Raw genomic sequence first — 19,909 nt, forward strand, 5'->3', positions numbered from 1 at the left:
TAGAAAAATGAAATTAACAAAATTATTTATTTTTTGTATTTCGTCTTTGCTGTTTTCAGCTGTTGCATTTGCTCAGGATGTGACAGTAAATGGAACCATTAATGATGAAAGTGGATTGCCCGTCCCAGGAGCGACGGTTTTAGTAAAGGGAACCAATAAAGCAACTGCATCTGACTTCGATGGGAAATTTCAGATCAGCGCTCCTTCAAATGGGGTATTAGTTATTAGTTTCGTTGGTTTTAATACACTAAATGAGGCTATTAATGGAAGGACAAAGATGAATGTGCTTCTTACTGCAACATCTCAAAACTTGAATGAAGTTGTCGTAGTAGGTTATGGTACTCAGAAAAAAGGTCTCATTACTGGTGCTTCAACAAATCTTAAAGGAGAAACGATTAAGGAGTTAAATACAGGATCTGCTATGGAGGCACTTCAAGGTATTGCTCCCGGTATTAGTATTACAAGAACAAATGGCTCACCTGGGGCTGGTACTAAGGTAACTATTCGTGGATTGGGTACGAATGGAAACTCAAATCCGTTGTACATTGTTGATGGTATTTCTGTTGGTAATATTGATTATTTGAGCCCTTCAGATATTGAATCTATTGATGTATTAAAAGATGCGGCTTCTGCAGCTATATATGGATCTAGAGCGGCTAATGGAGTTGTATTGGTTACGACAGTAAAAGGTAAAAAAGGTAGAGCTGCAAGAATTACTTATGACAGTTATTTTGGTATTCAAAATATCTATAAAAACTTAGATCCTTTGAATGCGCAAGAGTATATGTACATTATGGATGAAGGAAGAGTAAATGATGGGTTGCCTCGTCAAGATTGGCAAAAACTTTTGACTAATAATTCATGGTTAAACACTCAATTTCCTGGCGCTGGTACTCAATTAGGAAATGAGATTTGGCAGAAATTACAAAATGGATGGACAGGTACAAACTGGATTAATGAAATGAGTAAAAAAGATGCTCCGATCATGAATCACTCTCTTAACATCACTGGGGGTAGCGAGGACATAACTTACGCTTTTGGAGTTTCTTACTTCGAGCAAGATGGTATTATTGGTGGAGATTTAGTAGATGCAGGTTTTAAAAGACTTACAGCAAGATTAAATACTCAAATGGTTCTTAAAAAGAATGATAGCCATAGCATCATTACTGTAGGAGAAAATGTTACTTACACTAATTCTCAAAATAGAGGGGTTTCTAATGGTAATATTTATGGCAATGATTTGCATAACGCATTAACTGCAAATCCATTACAGCCAGCTTATTGGCAGACTTCAATTGACAGAAATATTGATAAATTTGGTTTTACTCCAACTTTAGATGGTATTTCTACAGGCCAAACAAATCCTTTAGCGGTAATGTTTTATAGAAGTAATTATAATTATCCAAAAGATAATAGAATTACAGGAAATGCCTTCTTAGAAATTGAACCGATTAAAGATTTGAAATTTAGAACGGTTTATGGTATTGATTCTTGGTTTGGATATGGTAGATCTATGAACCCAACATATAATTTGGGTGTGCTTTATCAAGATTATATCAATGGTGCATCTCAGTATTCTTATATTGGAGCTAATTCAACTTGGACAAATACGGTTTCTTATAAAAAACAATTTGGAAATCATAATATTTCTGCTGTTGCAGGAACTGAGTTAATTCAATATTTGGTGAACAACAATGTTAGTGGTTCTAGAAACAATTTAACATTTGGTGAAGATCCGCAATATGCTTACTTAAACAACACAGCTCCAAAAACAATTAATGATATTGGAACTAATGGAATGGACACTTCAGCTGGTGGAGGTGGTATTATGTCTTATTTTGCTAGAGCACAATACGATTATAAAGAAAAATACCTTCTTTCAGCAACAATACGTGCCGATGGTTCTTCTAACTTTGCTGAAGGCAAAAGATGGGGGTATTTCCCTTCTGTTTCTGCAGGTTGGGTAGTTACAAAAGAAGATTTTATGGATAGCTCTTCAAAATGGCTTAATTCATTAAAATTGAGAGGAAGCTGGGGGCAAAATGGTAACCAAGATATTCCTAACTTTTATTACTCTTCAAATATTGCGTATGTTTTTCCTGGATACTTTTTTGGAGATACAAAACCAATTTCTGGAACTACAGCTTATCCAGCTAGAGTAACAAATCCAGATTTAACTTGGGAAACATCAGAGCAATTAGATTTTGGTCTTGATGCAAGTTTTTTTGATTCAAGATTAAATGTGACTTTAGATTGGTATAATAAAACTACTAAAGACTGGTTAGTTCTAGCAGCAGGAAGAGGAACAGATGGAGCTGCACCTCCTTATTTTAATGGTGGAGATATCGAAAACAAAGGTTTTGAGTTTTCTGTAAATTGGAATGATAAAATTGGAGGCTTTAAATATGGAGCTACTGTAAGTGGTGCATTCAATAAAAATAAAGTTACTAGAATTGCAAATGCTGACGGAATATTACATGGTCCTTCTAACGTATTGTCTCAAGGAACAGGAGAAATCTCACGAGGTAAGGTAGGTTACCCATTAGGTTATTTCTACGGCTTTAAAACAGCAGGAATTTTGCAAAATCAACAAGAAGTTAGTGAATATGTTGGTCCAAATGGACAACCTTATTTTAGCGATCAACGTCCTGGTGATGTTCGTTTTGTTGACCAAAATAATGACGGTGTTATCGACGAAAGCGATAAAGTTTACCTAGGGAATCCAAATCCAGATTTTGAATTAGGGATTCAGTTAAATTTTGAATACAAAAATGTTTACTTGAACACTACTATGGCTGGTAAATTTGGTATGCAAGTTATGCAGTCATATAGATCTTTTGCGGATAGTCCTGCTCAAAATTATACTTCTGATGTTTTTGATCGTTGGCATGGAGAAGGTACATCTACTAAAATGCCTAGATTAAGTGCCACTTCAAATAGAAACAGCAATTATGTGTCAGATATTTATATGCAAAATGCAGATTATTTGAGAATAAACAACTTAACGTTAGGTTATAATTTCAACGAAATATTTAAAGATTTCAAGTTCATCTCAAATCTTAAATTTTATGTTGCAGTAAATAACCTATATACATTTACTAAATATGATGGTATGGATCCAGAAGTTCGTTGGTCAGGAGATAATACAAATGCTCCTTGGGCTTCAGGAATTGATTTAGGTTTGTATCCACAAGCTAGAACGGTGATGTTTGGTTTAAGTGCTGATTTTTAATATAAATACAATTACAATGAAAAAAATAAAATATTTAGTAGCGATTTCGGCTGTATTTATTGTAGCGAGCTGTGATGATTATCTTGATACTGATAATTTGACAGAAAAGAGTTTAGAGAATTTTTATAAGACACCTCAAGATATTGAAGAAGCAACTGCTGGAGTTTATAACGCTATTTATACAAATAATGTGCATAGTGAGGAGCAGATTGCAGCCAATCTTATGGATAATATGATGTTAGGAGGAGGAGGTCCTGATGATAAAACAGCTAAATGGGTTGATAATTTTGAAGATCCTGTAGATGATACCTATTTAGATATGTGGGTTCAGTCTTATAGAGGTATTGCGAGAACAAATGCAATTATAGAGAAAACGCCTCTTGCAGATTTTAGCACTTATTTTAATACTCCTGCTGAAGCTGATCAATTTAAGCAACAAGCAATTGGAGAGGCTTATTTTATGAGAGCATTTTTCTACTTCAGATTAGCTAAGTTTTTTGGAGGAGTTCCATTAATCATAACTATTGATGGGAAAAAAGATGGGCCAAGAAATACTTATACTGAAACATTTGCACAGATTGCATCAGATTTAAAAAAGGCAATAGAAATAATGCCAGCCACGCCATTTCCAAGTATTCCAACATCGAGATATGGTCATGCTAATAAATGGGTTGCAGAAGCTTATTTAGGACGTGTATTTCTCTTTTACACAGGTTATATGACAAATATGGAGAAACAAGCTACTGAGGAATTGCCTTTGGCAGAAGGAGGATCTTTGAATGCAACACAAGTAGCAAGTTATTTAACTGACTGTATGACTAATAGCGGACATGCTCTGGTTCCTGATTTTAGAAATCTTTGGCCTTACTCTTATGTTAATAAAGCTTCTGGAAATAATGTTTTGCCATGGGCTGCAACAGAAGGTTTGTCATGGGTAGGACAAGATGGTGTTAGTCCAACATTTGGAACTGGAAATTATGAGACAATGTTTGTTCAGCGTTTCTCTTTTGGAGATTGGTCTTGGACAAATGGTAATATTTATACTAATAGATTATGTCTGTTCTCTGCATTACGTGGTAATTCATTAGTGCCATTTGGAGAAGGATGGGGCTGGTGTACAGTAAATCCAAGTTTATACAGTAACTGGGAAGAACGCGATCCAAGAAAAAGAGGCTCTATACTTGAAGTAGGTAAAGCAGATCAAGGAACAGCTGGTTACGCGCAAGATAAAGGAGATCATGAGACAGGATATTTCAATAAAAAATATATTTCTCTACAATACCCTAATGCAGGTGGAACTACTGTCGGAATGTTTGTTCAATTGTACAACTGGTCTAATACTGATATGCAATTAATGCATGCGCAAGATTTTATCTTTATGCGTTACGCAGATGTATTATTGATGCATTCTGAGATTACTAAAACAGCAGCAGGATTAAATGCAGTTAGAGCAAGAGCAAAACTGGATCCAGTTGGATATTCACTTGAAAACATTAAAGCAGAGCGTTTGCATGAATTTGCTTTCGAAGGATTGCACTGGTTTGATTTAATTCGTTGGGGAGATGTTGATAATGCGTACAATAGCATGATTCCAGTTAGAAATTCAGGTACTGCAGCAAATTACAGCGTAAAATATAGACCAGAGACTAAAGGTTTGGTTTCTATGCCTGAAACAGAACTTAGACTATCAAATGGAGTTTATACACAAAATCCAGGGTGGTAAAATTTAACAATATTAATATAGATAAATATGAAAATCAATAAAATATTATATCTTCTTTTGGCTCTTTTTACGTTGACTTTTTCAGCATGTGACCCAATAGTAGATGAACAGCATTTAACGAATTCTACTGACGTTGCTGGAGTTGAATTAGTAGCTACTCAAAGTACGCCAGGTGGAAATAAGATCACTCTTAATATGACAACTCTGGGTGTGACTGGATATTGGGATTATGGTTTAGATAAAGCGCTAACAAATGAAGTAACGTTTGTTTATCCTATTCCAGGAAAAGCGACATTTACTTTTGTTGGAACTCTAGGTGCTGAATTTTTTACTAAGACGATTGATGTTCAAATTGATCAGTTAGACACTCCTTTAGAGCAAGACTGGTATGATTTAGTTGGAACTAATACGGCAGCTGGTAAAACGTGGGTTTTTGATGGTACGCAAGGTTCTGGAAGATTCTGGTGGTTTATGTCTCCAAATGGAAGTGCTGAAAGTGCTATGACAGCTTGGTGGAATGCTGGGGATTGTTGTCCTCCAAGTGATGCATTAGGGAAAATGCATTTTGATCTAGATGGAGCAGCAAATTACAACCATTATGAAACAGCAAGTGCTACACCGACAAAAGGAAGCTTTAAACTGGATATCAAAAATAAACAGTTGACTATCATAAATTCAAAAATGTTAGGTTCAGCTGCAGGAAATGCTGATGGTGTTTATACTATCGTAAGTCTTGAAGAAGACAAGATGATTCTTTATTTAAGTAATAGTGAAACATATGGAACAGGTTGGACGTTTGTTTTCAAACCTGAATAATAATATTTTGTGTTAGTTATTTCGAAAAAGGAAGACTAAAAGATTCCTTTTTCGAATTTCAAACATCTTATGCTTCGTTACGAATAAAACGTAAGTGTATTCTGAAGATTTAAACTATGGTTAGTTTAAGTTAAGTTTATTGCCTGGGTAGCCCATAATTTCGATTATGGGCTATTTTTTGTTATAGTTGGAATAGTTAAATATACTGTAAAATATGCCTATAAAGAGAGAATGTAGAGGCAAAAGCTTTGCTCTAATTCAATTTCTGCACTGTATTCTGATACAATTCTATATTCTTTTCGTGTAGAGCAATACTAAAGAATTTGGGAAGTAAGCAGGATCCTTTTGCTGTCTCTTTTGAATGATTATTAGAAATTGTTTCTTCTCTTGTATTATAAGTTAATCAATCTTCTGGTAGGTCTTGAAATTTAGAATCTGATAGAAAGTGAACATGACTTCATTATTTGCATCAAAACTGACTTTTTTCTCCATTTTTTGAGGTGAATATTTTCAATTTTTTATTTATAAATCGCTACAAAAGTAAAATATTTCTTATAAATTTATCAAAAATAAGATTTTTCTTTCGATAAAAAATATTATCAATAATGTAAAAAAAGTAAGGTAAAAATATGATATTCTCTATTTTTTGATTTTTGTTAAAATTGAGCTTAATGTTATTGTAATTGTCTATATTATAGTTGTTTATGTTTTGGTTAGTACTACTATCACGTTGTAGTTTTAATAATTTTTAATAAACTTTTCATACAGAAATATAGTGTAGTGTTATTTTTTTAAATTAACTTTTCTTTAGTACTATTTTTTATTTTTTTAATTATTTAATAATCAAATAATTATGATTTTTTTGATGTGTTTTTATAATATTATTTTTTTCAATTTGATGTGTTTTTGTAGTGACTTTAAGATGTGAAAAGTGAAAATTTAATTTTAGTATTGCATCAAATTACTAATTAATTAACCAAAATTTTTAGAAAAATGAAATTAACAAAATTACTTGTTTTTTGTATTTCATCTTTGTTATTCTCGGTTATAGCTGTGGCTCAGGATGTCACAGTAAATGGAATAATTAATGATGAAAGTGGTATGCCTGTTCCAGGTGCAACAATTTTATTAAAAGGTACTACAAAATCTACTGCGTCAGACTTTGACGGGAAATTCCAGATTCAAGCGCCTTCAAACGGATCATTAACAATTACGTTTATTGGTTATGCTACAGTAACTGAAGCTATAAACGGAAGAACAAAAATTACAGTTCAATTAAAACCAGAATCACAATCTTTAAATGAGGTTGTTGTTGTTGGATACGGTACTCAAAAGAAATCTGTTGTAACTGGAGCAATTTCTAGTGTGAAAGCATCAGATTTAGAAGATTTACCAATAACAAGGGTTGAACAATCTCTTCAAGGTAGGGTTTCTGGAGTTACCATCGCAGCAAATGCAGGACAGCCAGGGTCTTCTTCTACAATACGAGTAAGGGGTATTACTTCTTTTGGTAACAATGAGCCTTTATGGGTTGTTGATGGTGTAATTGTTGACTCAGGAGGAATTGGTTATTTGAATCAGTCGGATATTGCTTCTATGGAGGTTTTAAAAGATGCAGCGTCTCAAGCGATCTATGGTGCTAGAGCAGCAGCTGGGGTTATCCTTATCACAACTAAAAAAGGTAAATCTGGAAAAATGAGTGTAAACTATAATGGGTACACTGGATTTTCTGCAGCAGCAAGAAAACTTGATTTGTTAAATGCTACTGAGTATGCAACTATAATGAATGAAAGATATGCAAATGGTTATACAGATACTTCTAAACCGTACGATCTTCCATACAAAAACGTCTCTTCTTATGGAGCAGGGACAGATTGGCAAAAAACAATCTTCAATGATAACGCTCAAAGAACAGGTCATGAATTAAGTTTATCAGGAGGAAATGATGTATCTACTTTCTACGTTTCTTTTGGTTTATTAGATCAGGAAGGTATTGTAGCTACTCCAATTTCTAACTACAATAGAAAAAACATCCGTTTAAACTCAACACATAAAATTGTAAAAGGATTAACTTTTGGTCAAACTTTAGGTTACTCTCACGAAAAAACGGTTGGTATTGGAAATACAAATAATGAATATGGAGGGCCATTAAGTTCTGCTATCAATTTAGATCCAATTACACCGGCGATTGTTACAGATCCAGCTGTTGCAAATCAATCACCATATACTTTGGATTATGTTTTAAGAGATGTAAATGGAAATCCTTACGGAATTTCTCAAAAGGTAGTTCAGGAAATGAGTAACCCTTTAGCATACATTCAAACTAGATTAGGTAATTATGGATGGGCAGATAATTTTGTAGGTAATGCTTACTTAGAAGTAGAAGCGATTAAAGGTTTAAAATTTAGAACTACATTAGGGGGTAAATTGTCATATTGGGGCTCAGAAAGTTTTACTCCACAATATTATTTTAACTCTTCTACTATTAATGCAAAAAATAATTTGAGTAGAAATACTAATAAAGGTTTTGGATGGAACATTGAAAACACTGTTTCATATGCAAAGCAAATTGCAGATCACAACTTTTCAGTTTTAATAGGACAAGGAGCTTATGTGGATAATATCACATCGGGTTCTACAGTAACCTATTTTAATGTACCTTATACTAATTTTGATGAGGCTACTTTCCCGACCGATCATCCGCAGGACGACATTACAGCTTCTGCTTACAATGGTTATGAGCATAAAGTAACGTCATTATTTGCAAGAGCTAATTATGATTACAAAGAGAAATATTTATTTACAGGTATTGTACGTCGTGATGGTTCCTCTCGTTTTGGTCAAAATTACAAATATGGAACTTTTCCTTCATTCTCATTAGGATGGGTACCAACTAAAGAAAACTTCTGGCCAGAAAATAAGGTAGTAACGCAATTAAAGTTTAGAGGAGGATATGGAATTACAGGTAGTGATGCTATTGGAGATTTCAAATATTTAGCAACTATTGGTGCGGGACGAAATTATACTATTGGAAATCAAGGTTCAGTAGTTGTTGGTAATAGTCCAAATGCGCCAGCAAATCCAGACTTGAAATGGGAGGAAACTAGCCAAGCAAACGTTGCTTTTGATGTTACTTTCTTCAATGACTTATCATTAACGACAGATTTTTATATTAAAAAATCTACAGGTATTTTACAGGATATTGATTTACCTGGTCACGTTGGTAGTACTGGAAGACCTTCTGCAAATGTTGCTGACATGGATAACAAAGGGGTTGATTTAGAACTTTCTTATCGTAAAAAAATTGGTAAGGTTGGTTTAAACATTAGTGGAAACATTTCTTATTTAGAAAATGAAGTAACTAACTTAGGAAAAGATATTCAGTTTATTTCTGGAGATGCTACTTTCCAAAATATGGGTGCAGTAACAAGAACACAAGTAGGACAATCTTACAACTCTTTTTACGGATTTAAAACTCAAGGGATTTTTCAAAATCAAGCAGAAATCAATGCTTACACAAATGCTTCAGGTGGTTTAATTCAACCAGGTGCAAGACCAGGAGATTTCAGATGGCAGGATCTTAATGGAGATGGTACAATTACAGATGATGATAAAACTTTCATCGGAAGTCCACTTCCAAAATACACATATGGTTTCACAGTTAATTTAGATTATAAAAACTTTGATTTGTTAATCTTTACTCAAGGAGCGATTGGAAACAAAATTTTCCAAGGATTACGTCGTCTAGATATTACAGATGCTAACTACCAGACTTCTGCTTTAGGCCGTTGGACTGGAGAAGGATCAACTAATTCATATCCAATTTTATCAACTGTTGATAACAATAAAAACTTCTCAAGACCATCAGATTTTTATTTAGAAGATGGGGATTACTGGAGAATTAAAACAGTTCAAATTGGTTATAATCTTCCAAGTGATGTTGTGTCAAAAGCGGGTCTTTCAAAAACTAGGCTTTATTTAACAGGTGAAAATTTATTGACATTTACAAGATACTCTGGTTATGATCCAGAAATTGGTGGAGGAGTTATGGGTATTGATAAAGGTTATTATCCACAAGCTAGAACTATTATGGTAGGGGTTAATTTACAATTTTAAAATTAAAGATTATGAAAATTAAAAATATAAAATATTCATTCATTGCTGTTGGACTTTTGCTTCTTAGCTCTTCTTGTGGTGAAGATTTTTTAACAGTTGAACCTAAAGGACTTCCCTTAGTAGATAATTATTATAAAAATGAAGCAGAAGCATTTTCTGCGCTGGTTGCTGTTTATGATATTATGGGTAAACAATCTAAAGGTTTTGAAAACATGATCACTATGCTAAATGCTGGTTCAGATGATTTCTATGCCGGAGGAGGAGGGCCTGGTGATGGCGCTGGTATACATGCTTTTGATAATTATACACTTGACAAAATAAATATGCCAAGAAGTTATTGGGGTGATTTTTTTCAGGGAATAGCCAGAGCAAATATTTTATTGGTAAAATTGCCAGATGTGGATATGCCAGATACGAAAAAAGCGCGTTTTGCAGCAGAAGCAAAAGCATTGAGAGGATATTTCTATTTTGAGTTAGTAAGAACATTTAGAAATTTACCATTAATTCTGACTCCAATTTCGCCAGCGGAAGGGTATAAAGTTACTCAAGTTGCTCCAGAAGAAATTTATGCACAGATAGAAAAAGACTTAATAGAAGCAAAAGCAGTACTTCCTAGTAAAGTTGATGTTCCAACAGAAGGTGGTCGTCTTTCAAAAGGAGCAGTGCAAGCGCTATTAGGTAAAGTTTATTTGTACGAAGGTAAAAACTCATTAGCAGCTGCTGAATTTGCAGATGTAAATGGTACGCCTGGAGGAACTAGCATGTATGGTTACAAGTTGTTGACTAAATTCTCAGATTTATGGGTAATAAGTAACAAATTTAACTCAGAAGCTATTATCGAAATCATGCATACAGATAAAAGTAATGCAGATTGGGGATTCTGGGGCGGAGGCGCTGACGAAGGAAACTCAGTAAATATTATGGTTGGACCAAGGGGGTATACTAGAGGAACTAATTCGTCTGCACCAGATTATATTTCAGGATGGAGTTTTAATCCAGTTACTAAGAGCTTATATGATGCTTTAAAAGGAGATCCTCGTTTTGATGCCACAATTATGGATATGCTAGCCTTAAAAGCAGGAGGAGCAGAATATTCTACTGGAGATCAGGATACAGGATATTTCTTAAAGAAATTTATGCCTTTAAACTCAGATACATCTACAGGAGGAGGAGCTGCAGCCTTAAATTACAAACAAGATACTTATGCAATTCGTTTAGCAGATACTTATTTGATGGAAGCAGAAGCATTAGGAGGAACTGGGGCTAGGGCACAAGCTTTATTAGATGCTGTACGTGCAAGAGTTGGATTGGCTTCTGTACCAGTATCATTAGATGCAATCGCTAACGAGAGAAGGCTAGAATTGGCAGGAGAAGGACACCGTTGGTTCGATTTAGTTAGAACTGGAAAAGCGGCAACTGTTCTTGCTTCTAGTGGGTTCGTTGCTGGTAAAAATGAGGTTTGGCCTATTCCTCAAAAAGACCTAGAGAATACTCAGTTAGTTCAAAATCCTAATTACTAATTAGTTAATACAATATCATATGAAAATAAATTTAATAAAAAAACAAGGTCTTTTAGCGTTGTTTTTTATGGCGACAGTATTAAGCTTAACTAGCTGTCAACCTGAAGATTCCGTTGAGAATAACGGATTAACCAATGATAATGTCGATGCATCTTTTACAGTTACACCAGTTGAAGGAAAAGTAAATACTTATAAATTGGTGGCTCAGCCAAAAGGAGTTTTAAAATCATTATGGGATATAGGAGCAGGTACTTATTCAGGTAAAATGGAAGAAGAAATTTCTTTACCAGATGCTGGAACGTATACAATTGTGCATACTGCAATTGGTGCTGGAGGTGCGACAGCTACAAAATCACAAGATGTTGTAGTTGCTACATCAGATCCATTAAAAGGAAATTTAGTGCAAGGGGGAACTTTTGCAACTGTTGCAGATCAAGCAAAATGGACAGTTTTAAATCTTAGTTCTACAGGTGCCGCATTCTGGTCATTTGCTAATAACAGTGCAACTATTCACTCTCCAGGAGGATGGGCACAGGAAGGGATTTATCAAGCAATTGATGTTATAAAGGATAAAGAGTATACGATAGATATGAAAGTTTCTTCTACTAGTGGCTCTGATGAAACTTGGTTTGAAGTTTATGCTGGCAAATCAGTTCCACAATCTGGAGTTGAGTACAAAGACAACAAAGTTATGGGATTAAGTACTTGGGATGGTTGTGCAAAATCAGGATTCTCTGGAATGCTTTCTAAAGTTGGCTGCGTCAAAAATGACAAAACAGGTACAGTTTCAAATGTTGTGAAATTCAGTGAAAGCGGAAAAGTCTATTTACTTATCCGTTCTGGCGGCAATACTTTCACTAAAGACGGAATCACAGTTACGAAAATTGAGTTCAGAGGAAAATAAAAAGTTAAGTTAAGTTTAAGTTTAAGTTTGGTTGTAAATAGCCCATAATCATTATGAGTATGGGCTATTTTTTAAATCCTTCATAGGTAGAACTCTATTTTGATTTCTTCTAAACTTCAATTTAAAAACATAATAATTGGAAGCGAATGAAAAAAAATAGCCTAAAAATTTTATGCCTTTTGTTTGCTGCTGCAGCATTTGCGCAACAGCCAAAAACAAAAAAAGAGTTTACAACCAACGGCAAAAAAATAACCGTTTATACCACCGCGGAAAACTCAAAGTTGAGATTAACCACTACAGATAATTTGACTTTTTCTGCTGCAAAACAACCCTTAGAAACAGAAACTTCTGTTTTTGTGGAACCATCTAAAAAGTTTCAGACTTTTATGGGAATCGGTGGAGCTATTACAGATGCTAGCGCCGAAATATTTGCCAAACTTTCAAAAGAAAAACAAGCAGAATTTTTAGATGCTTATTACGATAAACAAAAAGGAATAGGCTATTCTTTGCTAAGGACCACAATTCAAAGTTCTGATTTTAGCAGTGGAAGCTATTCTTATATCGAAGAAGGAGACAAAGATTTGAAGACTTTTTCTATTGATCATGATAGGCAATTTCGTATTCCTTTAATAAAGCAAGCTATACAGAAAGCAGGTGGAAAATTGATGACTTACGCTGCTCCTTGGTCGCCAAATGCTTTTATGAAAAGTAACAAGAATGTATTAAAAGGCGGTACTCTGCTTCCTGAATACTATCAGACTTGGGCAAACTTTTATGTAAAATTTATTAAAGCCTACGAAAAAGAAGGAATTCCGATTTGGGGAACTTCGACACAAAATGAGCCAATGGCTGTTCAAACTTGGGAATCTTGCATTTACACAGCTGAAGCCGAAAGAGATTTTATCAAAAATTATCTTGGGCCAACTTTGAAAAAAGAAAATCTTGGTGATAAAAAAATCATTGTTTGGGATCACAACCGTGATTTAATGAATTATCGTGCTAACGTAATTTACTCTGATCCAGAAGCATCAAAATATGTTTGGGGAATGGGATTCCATTGGTACGAAACTTGGTCAGGAGGAGCACCAATGTTTGATAACGTAGGAAAAGTAAATGAAGCTTATCCAGATAAAAAACTAATGTTTACTGAAGGCTGTATCGAAAAATTTGATGCAACAAAATATCAATTTTGGGGCAATGCAGAACGTTACGGAACTAACATGATTCATGATTTTAATAACGGAACAGTTGCTTGGACAGATTGGAATATTCTTTTAGACCAATTTGGAGGACCTAATCATGTTGGAAATTTCTGTTTTGCACCAATTCATGCAGATACAACAACAGGAGAATTAATCTACACGCCATCTTATTATTACATCGGGCACTTTTCAAAGTTTATCCGTCTAAATGCTACTCGAGTAAGTACAGCAGTAAGCAAAAGCGCTTTATTGAGTACCTCTTTTTTAAATGCTGACGGAACTATGGCAACTATTGTCATGAACCAATCAGCAAACGACCTTACCTACAATTTAATTATTGGAGATAAAAAGGCAGAAGTAAAAATTCCGCCGCATGCTATACAAACACTTGTTTATTAATATTTTGTAGTAAAGTAATGAAGAGGACTAATTTGAATCATCCATTTTAGTCTTCTCTTGCTTTTAATTTTAAAACGATTATTTAAGCAACATGAAAGTTACCTCTCAAATATTTCTATCAGCCTTTGTCTTAATGCAATTAAGCTGTTTTACCTCAAAAATAACGGCTCAAAAAAATAATAAAATAAAGGTTTATACTACTGCCGAAAATACCAAATTGAAATTGTCACTATCAAATGATTTAATTTCAAAAAACAACACTACACAACAAAAAACATCAACAGTATCTATTACTGTAAATCCCGAAAAAACTGACCAGACCTTCCTGGGAATCGGAGGAGCAATTACAGATGCAAGCGCAGAAGTTTTTGCAAAATTATCGCCAAAAAAACAGCAGGAATTCTTAAATGCTTATTACGATAAAAATAAAGGTATCGGATATACTTTGGCAAGAACAAACATTCACAGCTGTGATTTCAGCAGTGACAGTTATACTTATGTTTCTGAAGGAGACAAAGAACTAAAAACTTTCAACATAGATCACGATAGAAAATATAGAATTCCTTTAATCAAAAGAGCAATTGAAACAGCCGGCGGGAAATTAACATTATTTGTTAGCCCATGGAGTCCCCCAGCTTTCATGAAAGACAATAATGATATTTTGCACGGCGGCGTTTTATTGCCTGAATTTGCATCTGCTTGGGCACTGTATTATGCCAAATTCATAAAAGAATACGAAAAAGAAGGAATTCCAATCTGGGGAATGACAGTTCAAAACGAACCAATGGCCAAACAAAGATGGGAATCTTGCATCTATACTCCAGAAGCAGAAAGAGATTTTCTTAAAAATCATCTTGGTCCAACTTTAGAAAAAGAAGGACTTGCTTCTAAAAATGTCATTATCTGGGATCATAACCGAGGAGAAATGCTAACTAAAAGAGCAAACCTTGTTTTCTCGGATCCCGAAGTTTCTAAATATGCTTGGGGAATTGGATTTCACTGGTATGAAACATGGAACGGAGGCCCGCCTCAATTTGAATCGGTAGCAAAAGTTCATGAAGCATTTCCAAACAAAAACCTGCTTTTTACAGAAGGCTGTATCGAAAAATTTGATGCTTCAAAATATCAATTCTGGGGAAATGCAGAGCGTTACGGAATCAATATGATTCATGATTTTAATAACGGAACAGTTGGTTGGACAGACTGGAATATTCTATTGGACCAGAACGGAGGCCCAAATCATGTTGGGAATTTTTGTTTTGCGCCAATCCATGCTGATACAACAAAAGATGAATTAATTTATACTCCAATGTATTATTATATTGGGCATTTCTCAAAATTCATTAGACCAAACGCAAAAAGAGTGCTTGAAACCATAAGCGATAAATCTTTATTGAGTACTTCTTTTAAAAATTCTGACGGACAATTGATTACTGTAGTAATGAATAAATCTGAAAAAGAAGTTGTTTATTCTTTAGAAAATCAAACAGGAAAAACGACAATTACTATTCCGGCACATGCTATACAGACTATTGTATACTAATTTTTGAACTAACTTAAAACCACAAAAAATGAAATTTAATTTAAAGAATACCATAAAAGCGTTTTTCTTCATGGCAGTCGTAATGGCTCAGGTAAAATGTTCTTCTTCAAGTGATCCTGTAGAAAATCCGCCTGTAAATCCGCCAGTCGTAAATCCTCCCGTAGTAGTGACAAATGATGTTGACTTCTGGTTGACAAAAGGAAATCAGAGCGTTTTATTGGCAAAACAATCTGGAACTTTAGGATTTGGAACTACATCAAACGCATATGCAAATATTGAAGTGAATGCAGCTCAAAAATATCAGATAATTGATGGCTTCGGATATACTTTGACAGGAGGAAGTGTAGATGTTATAAACCAATTAAACCCAGCAAAAAGAACGGCTCTTTTGCAAGAATTATTCGGGAATGGAGAAAACGCAATTGGAGTAAGTTATATCAGAATCAGTATTGGAGCTTCAGATTTAAATGCAACGCCTTTTACTTATAATGATCTTACGACTGGAGAAACAGATTTAAATCTAGATAAATTTAGTTTAGAAAAAGATAAAAATTTAATTGCCATGCTGAAAGAAATTCTGGCAATTAATCCGAAGATTTTAATTTTGGCAACGCCTTGGTCGGCGCCTATTTGGATGAAAGATGTTGCTAGTTTTAAAGGTGGAAAACTGAAAACTGAATATTATAATGTTTATGCTAAATATTTTGTAAAATACATTCAGCAGATGAAAGCTGAGGGAATTACAATCGATGCCGTAACTCCTCAAAACGAACCTTTGCATGACGGAAACAACCCGAGTATGTATATGTCTGCAGCAGATCAGGCCAATTTTATAAAAAATAGTTTAGGGCCAGCATTTAAAACAGCAAATCTAAACGTCAAAATTATTGCGTACGATCACAATTGCGATAATCCAAATTATCCAAAAGCAATTTTGGCAGATGGAGATGCATTTCCTTTTGTAGAAGGATCTGCTTTCCATTTATATGCTGGTGATATCAGCGCTTTAACCAATGTGTTCAATTCTTATCCAACTAAAAATGTATATTTTACAGAACAATGGACTTCTTCTGAAGGTAGTTTTGATGGTGATTTAAAATGGCATCTTCGAAATGTAATTATCGGATCGATGAGAAATTATAGTAAAAATGCTTTAGAATGGAATGTCGCTAATAATGCAAATTTTGGACCTCATACAGATGGAGGCTGTACAATGTGTAAAGGAGCGATAACCATAACTTCTAGTGATAGTTTTCAGCGTAATGTAGCCTACTATATCATCGCTCATGCTTCAAAATTTGTTCCAATGGGATCTACTAGAATTGAAAGCAATTCTGGAGGAAGCTTGCAAAATGTAGCTTTTATCACGCCTTCTGGTTCTAAAGTATTGATTGTCGAAAATGATGGCTCTGTAACAGAAACTTTTAATATTAAATTTAACGGAAAATGGGTAACAACTTCGCTTGAAGCGGGATCAGTTGGGACTTATACTTGGAAATAAATTTATAACCATTCGATATGAAAAAAATAATTTTAACAGTTCAGTTTCTGATTTCGATCGCTTCTTTCGGGCAAGGTTTTTTGCACAGAGACGGACAAAAAATTGTTGATGGTAATGGCAAAAATGTTCTTTTAAGAGGTTTAGGTCTTGGAGGATGGATGGTGCAAGAAGGCTACATGTTAAAGACACAGCCATTTGCAAGTCCGCAATATCAAATTCGACAAAAAATACAAGATTTAATTGGCGAGGAGGAAACAAAAGAATTCTACACAGCCTACAAGGCAAACGGAATCACAAAACGAGATATCGATTCTTTGGCAAAATGGGGATTCAACTCTATTCGTCTTCCCATGCATTACAATCTGTACACTCCACCAATCGAACAGGAAAAAAACGGTGAAATCACTTGGATCGAAGAAGGTTTTACTATGACTGACAATTTGCTGAAATGGTGTGCAGAAAATAAAATATACCTGATTTTAGATTTGCACGCTGCTCCAGGCGGACAGGGAAATGATGCGGCAATTTCGGACTTTGACACGACAAAACCTGCACTTTGGCAAAGCGAAGCTAATCAGAAAAAAATGATTGCTTTATGGAAGAAATTAGCTTCTCGTTACCGCGATAATCCTTGGATTGGCGCGTATGATATTATAAATGAACCAAACTGGAATTTTACAGGATCAAACAAAAATGGCTGCGACGAAAATTCAAACGGACCTTTAAGAGATTTAATGGTTGCGGTTACAAAAGCCATTCGCGAAGTCGATACAAATCATTTAATTTTTATTGAAGGAAACTGCTGGGGAAATAACTACAACGGAATTTTTCCTCTTTGGGATGACAATCTAGCTTTAAGTTTTCACAAATATTGGAATTATACTGACAAAGCTTCGATCGAACAGATGTTGGGCTACAGAGAAAAATATAATGTGCCAATCTGGATGGGAGAAAGCGGAGAAAATTCTAATGTTTGGTTTAAAGATGCTCTGACTTTGGTTGAAACAAACAACATTGGGTGGGCATTTTGGCCAATGAAAAAAATAGACAATATTGCTGGGGTAACTTCTGTTACTAAAATTCCAGAATATGATGTTTTATTGAAATATTGGAAAGATGGCGGACAAAAGCCATCGCCAGAATTTGCAAAAAAGACCTTAATGAAAATAGCAGACAATTACAAAATGGAAAATGTAACTGTTAAGCCAGATGTAATAGATGCTATGTTTAGACAAGTGCAGACAGACGATACAAAACCATACAAGAAGAACGCAGTTCCTGGCAAAATTGCGGCAACGCATTACGATTTGGGAACCAACGAGAAAGCCTATTCTGATACTGATTTTATAAATTATAGATCGGTAACTGGGAAAGACGAGCAATGGAATCGCGGTAATAGCATGAGAAATGATGGCGTTGATATTTTGCCATGCAAGGATAAAGACTCAAACGGTTATCAAGTTTCATTTATCGAAGACGGAGAATGGCTTCAGTACACTGTCGATGCAAAAGAAGGAACTTACAATGTTGCCATTCGCTATTCGAGCGAAAAAGCAGAAGGAAAATTGTATCTAGAAACTGAAGGGGGAACAAAATCAGCAGTGATTTCACTTCCTTCAACTGGAGGGAATGATAAATGGAAAACAGTTGTTTTATCTAATGTTGTATTGAAATCAGGTTCAAATAAAGTAAAAGCTGTATTTGAAAAAGGAGGTTTTAATCTGAACTATTTTGACTTTTTTGTGAACAAAAATAAAAAGTAGAAGGAATAATATTTATCTTGATATTCAATTTATTAACTAAACCATTTAAATAGTAAAAGATGAAAATAATCAATCTCGTAAATAGAGTTGGAGAATTTACTTTAGTTCTATTGTTTGCATTTCAATCTTGTAGCAGTAATAATGATTCAGGTGGAGATTCTCCCGCAAGCGATGTACCAGCAAATCTTTCTGTTCAGATTGATGTGGTAGGAAAAACTGCTGAAATGCCAAATGGAGACGGAAGCGGAAAAATCAAATTAACAATCAATGCTACAAATGCACAATCATATAAAGTATTGATAAATAATGAACTTAAAGAGCTAACCACTGGTGCCCTAAGTTATGAGTTTACAGCATCAGGAACTGTAAATTATCCTATTATTGTTTCTGCATACAATGGAACAAAATTTATAAGTACTTCAACATCTGTTAATATTTTTGTAGCTAGAAAAATAATCTGGGCAGACGAATTTAATATAGATGGAGCACCAGATTCTTCAAAATGGGGTTATGATTTAGGAAATGGAAACGGTTTTGGAAATAACGAATTACAATATTATACAAACCGCTCTGAAAATGTAAAAATCGAAGAAGGTCTTTTGAAAATCACAGCAATCAAAGAAGCTTACCAAGGAAGCCAATACACTTCTACCAGAATGCTGACAAAAGGCAAATTTTCTTTTAAATATGGAAGAGCAGAAGTTCGTGCAAAATTACCAGCTGGTGGCGGAACCTGGCCAGCTTTTTGGCTGTTAGGAGATAATATTGGTACTGTAGGCTGGCCAGCATGCGGAGAAATAGACATTTTAGAATCAGTTGGGAATAATCCAAATGTGATTCATTCATCACTGCATTCTCCAGGGCGTTCAGGAAATACACCAGATACCAAAACGACAACAGTGCCAAGTTCTACAACCGAGTTTCATATTTATGCTGCCGAATGGGATGCCGAAAACATCAAATTTTATGTAGACGATAATTTATTTTACACTTATAAAAACTCAAGCACAACTCCATTTAATGCGAAATTTTTTGTGATTCTAAATTTAGCAATGGGAGGAAATTTTGGAGGAACTGTAGATCCAAATTTCAAAAGTGCAACTTATGAAATTGATTACGTAAGAGTGTATAATTAACATAACTTTTAAATAGATTTTTTTCTTTAAAGCCTCGTAAACACTAGCTTTACA

At 34.5% G+C, this 19,909-nt stretch carries 11 protein-coding genes; all 11 read left to right on the top strand.

Translation table 11 applies throughout. From position 1 onward, the window contains the following. Positions 1–7 precede the first annotated feature (7 nt). The 11 genes from ACNRYB_RS07345 (at position 8) to ACNRYB_RS07395 (ending at position 19,855) form a co-directional block, all read left to right on the top strand. The gene (locus ACNRYB_RS07345; RefSeq protein WP_129748474.1) at positions 8–3,232 is read left to right on the top strand and encodes a SusC/RagA family TonB-linked outer membrane protein; all 3,225 of its coding nucleotides are present in this window, start codon (positions 8–10) and stop codon (positions 3,230–3,232) included. 16 nt (positions 3,233–3,248) lie between these two features. Beyond that, on the top strand, positions 3,249–4,955 hold the full coding sequence (locus ACNRYB_RS07350; RefSeq protein ID WP_473729666.1) for a RagB/SusD family nutrient uptake outer membrane protein: 1,707 nt from the start codon (positions 3,249–3,251) through the stop codon (positions 4,953–4,955). Between the two features lie 27 nt (positions 4,956–4,982). Further along, positions 4,983–5,771: a hypothetical protein gene (locus tag ACNRYB_RS07355; RefSeq protein WP_473729667.1), complete on the top strand. Its 789-nt coding sequence runs from the start codon at positions 4,983–4,985 to the stop codon at positions 5,769–5,771. 993 nt (positions 5,772–6,764) lie between these two features. Then, positions 6,765–9,887, top strand: a complete 3,123-nt coding sequence (locus ACNRYB_RS07360) for a SusC/RagA family TonB-linked outer membrane protein (RefSeq protein WP_129748477.1) — start codon at positions 6,765–6,767, stop codon at positions 9,885–9,887. Positions 9,888–9,898: 11 nt separating this feature from the next. Beyond that, positions 9,899–11,407, top strand: a complete 1,509-nt coding sequence (locus ACNRYB_RS07365; RefSeq protein WP_129748478.1) for a RagB/SusD family nutrient uptake outer membrane protein — start codon at positions 9,899–9,901, stop codon at positions 11,405–11,407. A gap of 19 nt (positions 11,408–11,426) precedes the next feature. Next, a complete protein-coding gene (locus ACNRYB_RS07370) occupies positions 11,427–12,311 on the top strand; it encodes a hypothetical protein (protein ID WP_129748479.1) in 885 nt (294 codons plus the stop codon). Between the two features lie 146 nt (positions 12,312–12,457). Next, positions 12,458–13,912: a glycoside hydrolase family 30 protein gene (locus ACNRYB_RS07375; RefSeq protein WP_473729668.1), complete on the top strand. Its 1,455-nt coding sequence runs from the start codon at positions 12,458–12,460 to the stop codon at positions 13,910–13,912. Between the two features lie 91 nt (positions 13,913–14,003). Beyond that, on the top strand, positions 14,004–15,455 hold the full coding sequence (locus ACNRYB_RS07380; RefSeq protein WP_473729669.1) for a glycoside hydrolase family 30 protein: 1,452 nt from the start codon (positions 14,004–14,006) through the stop codon (positions 15,453–15,455). A 28-nt stretch (positions 15,456–15,483) separates the two neighbouring features. Beyond that, the gene (locus ACNRYB_RS07385) at positions 15,484–16,956 is read left to right on the top strand and encodes a glycoside hydrolase family 30 protein (protein WP_473729670.1); all 1,473 of its coding nucleotides are present in this window, start codon (positions 15,484–15,486) and stop codon (positions 16,954–16,956) included. Positions 16,957–16,973: 17 nt separating this feature from the next. Beyond that, positions 16,974–18,719 (top strand): cellulase family glycosylhydrolase, encoded by a 1,746-nt coding sequence (locus ACNRYB_RS07390; protein WP_473729671.1) that lies wholly within the window; start codon positions 16,974–16,976, stop codon positions 18,717–18,719. A 59-nt stretch (positions 18,720–18,778) separates the two neighbouring features. After that, positions 18,779–19,855: a glycoside hydrolase family 16 protein gene (locus tag ACNRYB_RS07395; RefSeq protein ID WP_473729672.1), complete on the top strand. Its 1,077-nt coding sequence runs from the start codon at positions 18,779–18,781 to the stop codon at positions 19,853–19,855. The last annotated feature ends 54 nt before the right edge of the window (positions 19,856–19,909 follow it).

The organism is Flavobacterium sp. CR10 (assembly GCF_055814415.1).

Excerpts from the sequence above, each read along its gene's own strand:
- ACNRYB_RS07345 (WP_129748474.1), top strand. The coding sequence starts at position 8 with ATGAAATTAACAAAATTATTTATTTTTTGTATTTCGTCTTTGCTGTTT.
- ACNRYB_RS07350 (WP_473729666.1), top strand. The coding sequence starts at position 3,249 with ATGAAAAAAATAAAATATTTAGTAGCGATTTCGGCTGTATTTATTGTA.
- ACNRYB_RS07355 (WP_473729667.1), top strand. The coding sequence starts at position 4,983 with ATGAAAATCAATAAAATATTATATCTTCTTTTGGCTCTTTTTACGTTG.
- ACNRYB_RS07360 (WP_129748477.1), top strand. The coding sequence starts at position 6,765 with ATGAAATTAACAAAATTACTTGTTTTTTGTATTTCATCTTTGTTATTC.
- ACNRYB_RS07365 (WP_129748478.1), top strand. The coding sequence starts at position 9,899 with ATGAAAATTAAAAATATAAAATATTCATTCATTGCTGTTGGACTTTTG.
- ACNRYB_RS07370 (WP_129748479.1), top strand. The coding sequence starts at position 11,427 with ATGAAAATAAATTTAATAAAAAAACAAGGTCTTTTAGCGTTGTTTTTT.
- ACNRYB_RS07375 (WP_473729668.1), top strand. The coding sequence starts at position 12,458 with ATGAAAAAAAATAGCCTAAAAATTTTATGCCTTTTGTTTGCTGCTGCA.
- ACNRYB_RS07380 (WP_473729669.1), top strand. The coding sequence starts at position 14,004 with ATGAAAGTTACCTCTCAAATATTTCTATCAGCCTTTGTCTTAATGCAA.
- ACNRYB_RS07385 (WP_473729670.1), top strand. The coding sequence starts at position 15,484 with ATGAAATTTAATTTAAAGAATACCATAAAAGCGTTTTTCTTCATGGCA.
- ACNRYB_RS07390 (WP_473729671.1), top strand. The coding sequence starts at position 16,974 with ATGAAAAAAATAATTTTAACAGTTCAGTTTCTGATTTCGATCGCTTCT.
- ACNRYB_RS07395 (WP_473729672.1), top strand. The coding sequence starts at position 18,779 with ATGAAAATAATCAATCTCGTAAATAGAGTTGGAGAATTTACTTTAGTT.